The 7254-nt window shown below is 69.9% G+C and carries 1 protein-coding gene; it reads right to left on the reverse strand.

Features of this window, described 5'->3' with window-relative positions; translation table 11 throughout:
- A partial coding sequence (locus ACZ4FV_RS51210) for an amino acid adenylation domain-containing protein (RefSeq protein WP_465328255.1) occupies nucleotides 1-7195 on the reverse strand: 7195 nt, incomplete at its 3' end.
- Nucleotides 7196-7254: the final 59 nt, after the last annotated feature.

Raw genomic sequence — 7254 nt, forward strand, 5'->3', positions numbered from 1 at the left:
ACACCTCGTCACCCGCACGAACCTCGAAGACACAACAACCCACCACCGTCTCGGTCGGCCCGTACTCGTTCACCACCACCGAACCCGGCGACCGCGCCAACCACCCCGCCACATCCGCCCCGAACAACGCCTCACCACCGACCACCACACACCGCGCGGAACCGGCAGCCTCGTCGGCAGAGAGGATCTCCCCCAGCAGCGGCAGATGGGCGGGCACCACCTTCATCAGGTCGAAGCCGGGACCGGAGCGCAGCAGATCCGCCAGGCCTTCCGCGCCGCCCTCACCACTCACCGTCACCGGCGACCCGGACACGAGCGGCAACAACACACTCGTCACCGTCAGGTCGAACGCCAACGACGAGTGCAACGGCGCACCCCCCGACGCCCCCACCCCGTACGCCTCGACAGCCCACGCCACATAGTTCGCCAGCCCGCCGTGCGTGACCGCCACACCCTTCGGCCGACCCGTCGAACCCGACGTATAGATCACATACGCCAACTCCGCGGGCTGCACGGAGGCCCACGGCTCGGTGGCCGCGTCCTCGGGACGCGAGGCCGGGTCGTCGACCGCGATCGTGGACAGTTGATGCGCGGGAAGGTCGTCGCGCAGTGCGGCGAGGCGTTCTTCGAGCAGTGCGGTGGTGCTGATCAGGGTGCTTGCCCGACTGTCCGCCAGCATGAACGTGATCCGGTCCGACGGGTACGCCGGGTCGATCGGCAGATACGCGGCACCGACCCGCCACACCGCCAGGATCGCCACCACCGCATCGACACCACGCGGCAGACACAGACCCACCACCGAGCCGATACCGACCCCGTGCTCGCGCAACAATCGCGCCAGGCCGCCCACACGCGCGTCCAACGCGGCGTACGAGGTCTCGACCCCGTCGCACAACACCGCTATCGCGTCCGGTGAATCGATCACTCGAGCCGCGAACATCGCCGGCACCGCATCGGTCGGCAGCTCCACCGCCGTGTCGTTCCACTCCACCAGCAGGCGGGCCCGCTCGGCGTCGTCCAGCACCGCGACCGAGTTCAGGGGGACGTCCGGTCCATCGCGGTCGGCATCGTTCGCGAGGGCGCCGAGGAGGTTCTCGATCGTCGTGTGCAGCAGACGCGTGACCACGTGCGGATCACCGGGAGTGGTTGCATCCACGGTCAACGCGAAGCCGTCCGCACCGAGGTCGTCGACCGAGATCGCGAGCGGGAAGTTCGTCAACTCCAACGCGAACACCGTACGGATTCCCGCGGGACCGTCGTCGCCCGGACCGACCCCTTGTGGGTCTTGGCCGTCCTGGTCGGTTGTGGGGCTCCGGTCACCTTGGTCGCCGCCGTAGCGGTAGTTGAAGAAGGCGGTGAACAGCGGCATGTCTCCGCTGATCCCGCTCGCCTGCTGGGCGACCACCAGCGGGGCGTGTTCGTGCTCCATCAGCGCGGCAAGCTGGTCCCGCATCGCGGCGACGGCCGCCGACGCGCCCACCCTGTCGGTACGTACCCGTACCGGCAGCGTGTTCATGAACAGACCCGACGCGCGATCGGCACCGGCACCCGCGTTCATCCGACCGAACAACACCGTTCCGAACACGACGTCGTCCCGTCCGGAGAGCACCGACAACACGCGTGCCCAGGCCACATGCAGGAGCGTCGCGGGCGTGACCCCGAGGTCTCGCGCCACCTTCCGGATCCGCACGGCCACGTCGTCCGCCACCGGCAACTCGGCCCGCCGCACACCGCTGCCGTCACCGCGCACATTCAACAGCCCGAACGGCGCCGTGGTCTCGGTGACATCGCCCAACAGCTCCGCGAAGAACTCCTCGTGACCACCGTGCCGCAGACTCTCCCGCGCCTGCACCACGAAGTCCCGGAACGGCAGTGCCGGCGCCAGTTCACCGCCGCGACCGGCGAGGAAGGCGCGCACCTCCTGGAGCAGGACCTCCATCCCGGTGTGGTCCTGAACGATGTGGTGCACGCGCAACATGCCGTACCAGCGACCGGCTTCGGGCGCGGGTGTGACATGTGCGTCGATCAGCGGTGCACGACCGACGTCCATGGTCGGCCCACCGGCGGCCAGCAGTCGCGCGACGGCGTCGTCCCCACCCTCGGCCGGCGCGATCTCCCGCACCGGCAGCGGAGCATGCCGCTGCACCACCTGAAGCGGATCCGGGACGCCGTCCCACAGGATCGCCGTGCGGTAGATGTCGTGCCGGTCGATCACCTCTTGAAGGGCCCGCAGGAATGCGTCGAGGCGCTCCCGTGTGTCGAATTCCAGCACGAACGGGGATATGTACACGTCGCGCTCTTCGTCACCCGCCATCAGGTGGTGGAAGAGGATGCCCTGCTGGAGCGGTGCGAGCGGGTAGACGTCGGCGATGTTGGCGGCTCCGCCGTCGATCGACGCGGCGACGCGGGCGACCTCGGCCTCGGACAGATCCACCAGTGGCAACATGTCCGGCGTCAACGTCGTCGCGTCGGCCGGGATCCGGTTCGCCGGGACGGACACCGGTTCCGCACCGGCCGACGCGGCCAGCCCGGCCACCGTCGGCGCCTCGAACAGGGCCCGCACCGACACCGAGACCCCTCGCGCCCGCAACCGCTCGACCAACGTCACCGCAAGCAGCGAATGCCCGCCCAGAGCGAAGAAGTTGTCGTCCACCCCGACCGACGGCAGACCCAGCACCTCGGCGAACGCCGCGCACAGCACCTCCTCACGCAGCGAGGACGGGCCCCGACCATTCGTCCCGGTCGGATATTCGGGAGCGGGAAACGCCTTGCGGTCCAACTTCCCGTTCGCGGTCAGCGGGATGGCGTCCAGCACGACGACCGCAGACGGAACCATGTACTCCGGCAACCGAGCGGAAGCGAACCTCCGTAGCGCCTCGGGCAGTTGCTCGGGCAGCTCACGATCGCGCGGCACGACGTAGGCAACCAGGCGCCGGTCCCGGGACACGCCCTGGGCAGTGTCGGCACGCACGACCACGGCAACCCGTGCGACCCGGGGGTGTGCGGCCAATGCGGCCTCGATCTCGCCGGGTTCGATCCGGAACCCCCGGATCTTCACCTGATCGTCCGCCCGCCCGGCGAAGACCAACTCGCCGGCCGCCGTCCACCGCGCCCGGTCGCCCGTCCGGTACATCCGCTCACCCGAGCCGAACGGCGACGCCACGAACCGCTCACCGGTCAACGCCGCCCGACCGAGATAACCCCGGGCCAGACCCACACCGGCCACATACAACTCACCCGTCACCCCCGGCGGCACGAGCGCGAGACGCTCGTCCAGCACATACGCCCGCGCATTCGCGATCGGCCTCCCGATCGGAACCTCGCCCACCCCGGGCCGGCAGCGCCACACCGTGGCGTCCACGGTCGTCTCGGTCGGCCCGTACGTGTTGAACAACACCCGACCGTGCGCCCAACGAGCCGCCAGTTCCGGCGGGCATGCCTCGCCGCCCACCTCCAGGACCAGGTCCGACCGCATCGCCTCGACGGCCAGTCCGGCCAAGACGGCGGGCGGCAACGTCGCGTGTGTGATCGCCTCGTCGGCGAAGAACCCGGCCAACTCCGCACCGAGCCGACGCTCGTCGGGCACCACCACCAGTGCCGCACCCGACGACAGCGCCACCGACCACTCCAGGCAGAAGTTGTCGAACCCCACCGACGCGAACTGCGCCATCCGCGAACCCGCCCCGATCGCGAACCGCGCACGCCCCGCCGCCGCGGTGTTCGCAAACCCCGCCTGCGAGACGACCACGCCCTTGGGCTGCCCGGTCGAACCCGACGTGTAGACCACATAGGCCGGATGCGAACCCCACAACGGAGACGAACGATCGGCGTCACCCACGGGCGACGACGGCAGGCTCTCCAACGCCGCGACCACCGCAGGCTCGTCGAGAACCAGCACCGCGGCCCCGACCCCGGCCCCGGACCACGTGGACGGCACCCGCGACGCGTGCAGGCTGTCCGTGACCACCAACACAGGTGCGGCGTCATCGAGCAGGTAGCCGATCCGCTCGGCCGGCTGCATCGGATCGATGGCCAGATACGCGCCACCGGCAGCCGACACACCCAACAACGCCGTCATCAACCCGTGGCCGCGCCCCAACACCACAGCGACCACCGACTCGGGACCGACACCCAACCCCACCAAATACCGCGCCAGACGACCGACCCGACCACCCAACTCCCCATACGACAGCGCCGAACCCCCGGCCACCACCGCCACCGCGTCCGCGGCCTCCACCACCCGGGTCAGGAATCCGTCGATCACGGTCGGCGCCGGAACCTCGACCGCCGAAGCCGCCGTGTCGTTCCACGCGACCAGGATCCGGGAGCGCTCGTCGTCGTCCAGCACGTCCGCCGCGCCGAGCCGCAGGCTCGGATCCGCGACCAACGTCCCCAGCACGCGAATCCACCGATCGGCCATCGTCTCGATCGAACCCGGGTCGAACAGGTCGGCCGAGGCCACGATCGACCCTCGGATCCCGGCGGGCCTGCCCTGCTCGTCGTAGGTCTCCTCGGCGGTCACGTCGAGGTCGAACTTCGCCGCGGCGGCCGGTGACAGCGGTGCCACACCGACCTCGGGCGGCGCGCCCGCCCGTACCCCCGACAGGTCCAGCGCCGCGCGTGCGGTGTTCTGGAGCGTCAACATCACCTGGAACAGCGGATGCCGATTCAGCGACCGGGTCGGCGCGAGTTCCTCCACCAACCGCTCGAACGGCACGTCCTGGTGCTCGTACGCGCCCAGGCCCGCCTCACGGACCCGACCCAGGACCTCGCGGAAGGTCGGATCCCCGGTGAGGTCGGTCCGCAACACCAGCGTGTTCACGAAGAACCCGACCAGGTCGTCCAGGCCCTCGTCGGTACGTCCGGCCACCGTCGTCCCGATCGGGATGTCGGTCCCCGCGCCCAGCCGGGACAGCAGCACCGCCAACGCGGCCTGCAACACCATGAACACGGTCACACCCTCGGCCCGGGCGACCCGCACCAGCTCGTCGTGCAATTCGGCGGGTATCGCCAACCGGGTGACGTGGGCGTCGTGCCCGGCGGTGGTCGAGCGCGGGCGGTCGACGGGCAGGTCGAGTTCCTCGGGAAGCCCCGCGAGGGCTGTTCGCCAATACGCCACCTGCCCGGACATCAGACCGGCCGGATCGTCGTCCTCGCCCAGCAACTCCCGCTGCCAGAGCGCGTAGTCCGCGTACTGCACCGGCAACGGCGCCCATTCCGGTGCGCGTCCCGCGCAACGGGCCGCGTAAGCGGCCGAGATGTCCCGACCCAGCGGACCCATCGACCAACCGTCGCCCGCGATGTGATGCACCACCAGGACCAGCACATGCTCTTCGTCGCACCGGAAGAGCCAGGCCCGAATGGGAATCTCGTCCGCGAAATCGAACGCGTGGTCCGTTGCCGTCGCCACCGCGTGCGGCAGTTCCTCGGCGGTGACCTCCTGGTATTCCAGGTCCCAGTTCAGTTCGGCGGGATCCAGGACACGCTGGTACGGCTCGCCGTCGACCATCGGGAAGACGGTCCGCAACACCTCGTGCCGACCCACCACATCCCGCAAGGCTGCCGACAGCGCGGCACGGTCGAGATCACCCGACAGCCGCAACACCTCCGGCATGTTGTAGCCCGGGTTGGGGCCGTCCAACCGCCCGAGGAACCACAACCGCCGCTGCGCAAACGACAACGGCAGTCGCTCCGGGCGAGGCCGCTCGCGCAGCGGCGCCCGCACCGCGCCCACTCGCGCGTCCGCCGGCCGAGCGGCCAGCCCCGAGACCGTGGGCGTCTCGAACAGGGCCCGGATCTCCAACTCCACACCCAGCACGGCCCGCACGCGCGAAACCAACCGCGTCGCGAGCAGGGAGTGGCCGCCGAGTTCGAAGAAGCTCTCATGCACCCCGACCGAGTCGAGCCCGAGCACTTGGGCGAACATCCCGCACAGGATCTCCTCCCGCGGCGTCGACACGACCTCCTCCGCCACCGTCCCGCCCGACCGATCGGCGCTGGGCAACGCTGCCCGATCGAGCTTGCCGTTGGCCGTCAGCGGCAGCGCGTCAAGCACCACGATCGCGCTCGGCAACATGTACTCCGGGAGCCGACGCGCGGCGAACTCCCGCAACGACCGCGGAAGATCCTCGCCGACATCACCGGGATCGGTGGGCACCACATAGGCGGACAGAACCAGCTCGCCTTGCGATTCCGTGCGCGCGATCACCGCGGCCTGACCCACCTGCGGATGAGCCGCCAACACTGCCTGGATCTCCGCCGGTTCGATCCGGAACCCGCGAAGCTTCACCTGATCGTCGACCCGCCCGACGAATACCAGTCGGCCGTCGGCGGTCCAGCGGGCCCGGTCGCCGGTGCGATACATGCGCTCGCCACCGCCTCCGAACGGGCAGGCCACGAACCGCTCGGCCGTCAATCCCGACCGGCCCAGATAGCCCCGGGCCAGACCCGCACCCGCCACATACAACTCGCCCACCACGCCGGGCGGAACCGGCGCTAGCCGACCGTCCAGCACATACGCCCGGGTGTTCACGATCGGCGTGCCCACCACCGGCTCACCACCCGCCGCCAACGGCGCCGACATCGTCGCGCACACCGTCGTCTCCGTCGGCCCGTACGCGTTGATCAACCGCCGACCCGCAGCCCACCGCGCCACCAGATCCGCACCCAACGCCTCACCGGCGGACACCAACGTGCGCACGGTGTCCAGGTCGTGCTCGTCCAGGACGCTCAGCACGGCGGGTGGCAGGGTCACGTGGGTGACCTCGTTGCGCCTGATCACGTCGACCAGGCCGGGGCCGGGCAGGAGTTCGTCGGCGGGAGCCAGCACGAGCGTCGCCCCACCACACAACGCCACCCACATCTCGGCCGACGCCGCATCGAACCCGATCGACGCGAACTGGAGGACCCGATCCCCCGCACCCAGAGCAAACCGCTCCACCTGCGACGCCACCAGACCCGACAACCCACGATGCGACACCGCAACACCCTTGGGCCGACCCGTCGAACCCGACGTATAGATCACATACGCCAAACCCTCCAACACCTCGACCACCGGCACAGCCACCGGACAAGCCGCCACCACACCCCGAACACCCGGATCGTCCAACGCCACCGACACCACACCACGCACCGGCAACTCGTCCAACACATCCTCGGCACTCAACAACACCGAGGCACGACTGTCCCCCACCATGAACGCAACCCGATCCACCGGCGCACCCGGATCGATCGGCAGATACGCCGCACCCGCCT

Source organism: Embleya sp. NPDC025285 (genome assembly GCF_055558835.1).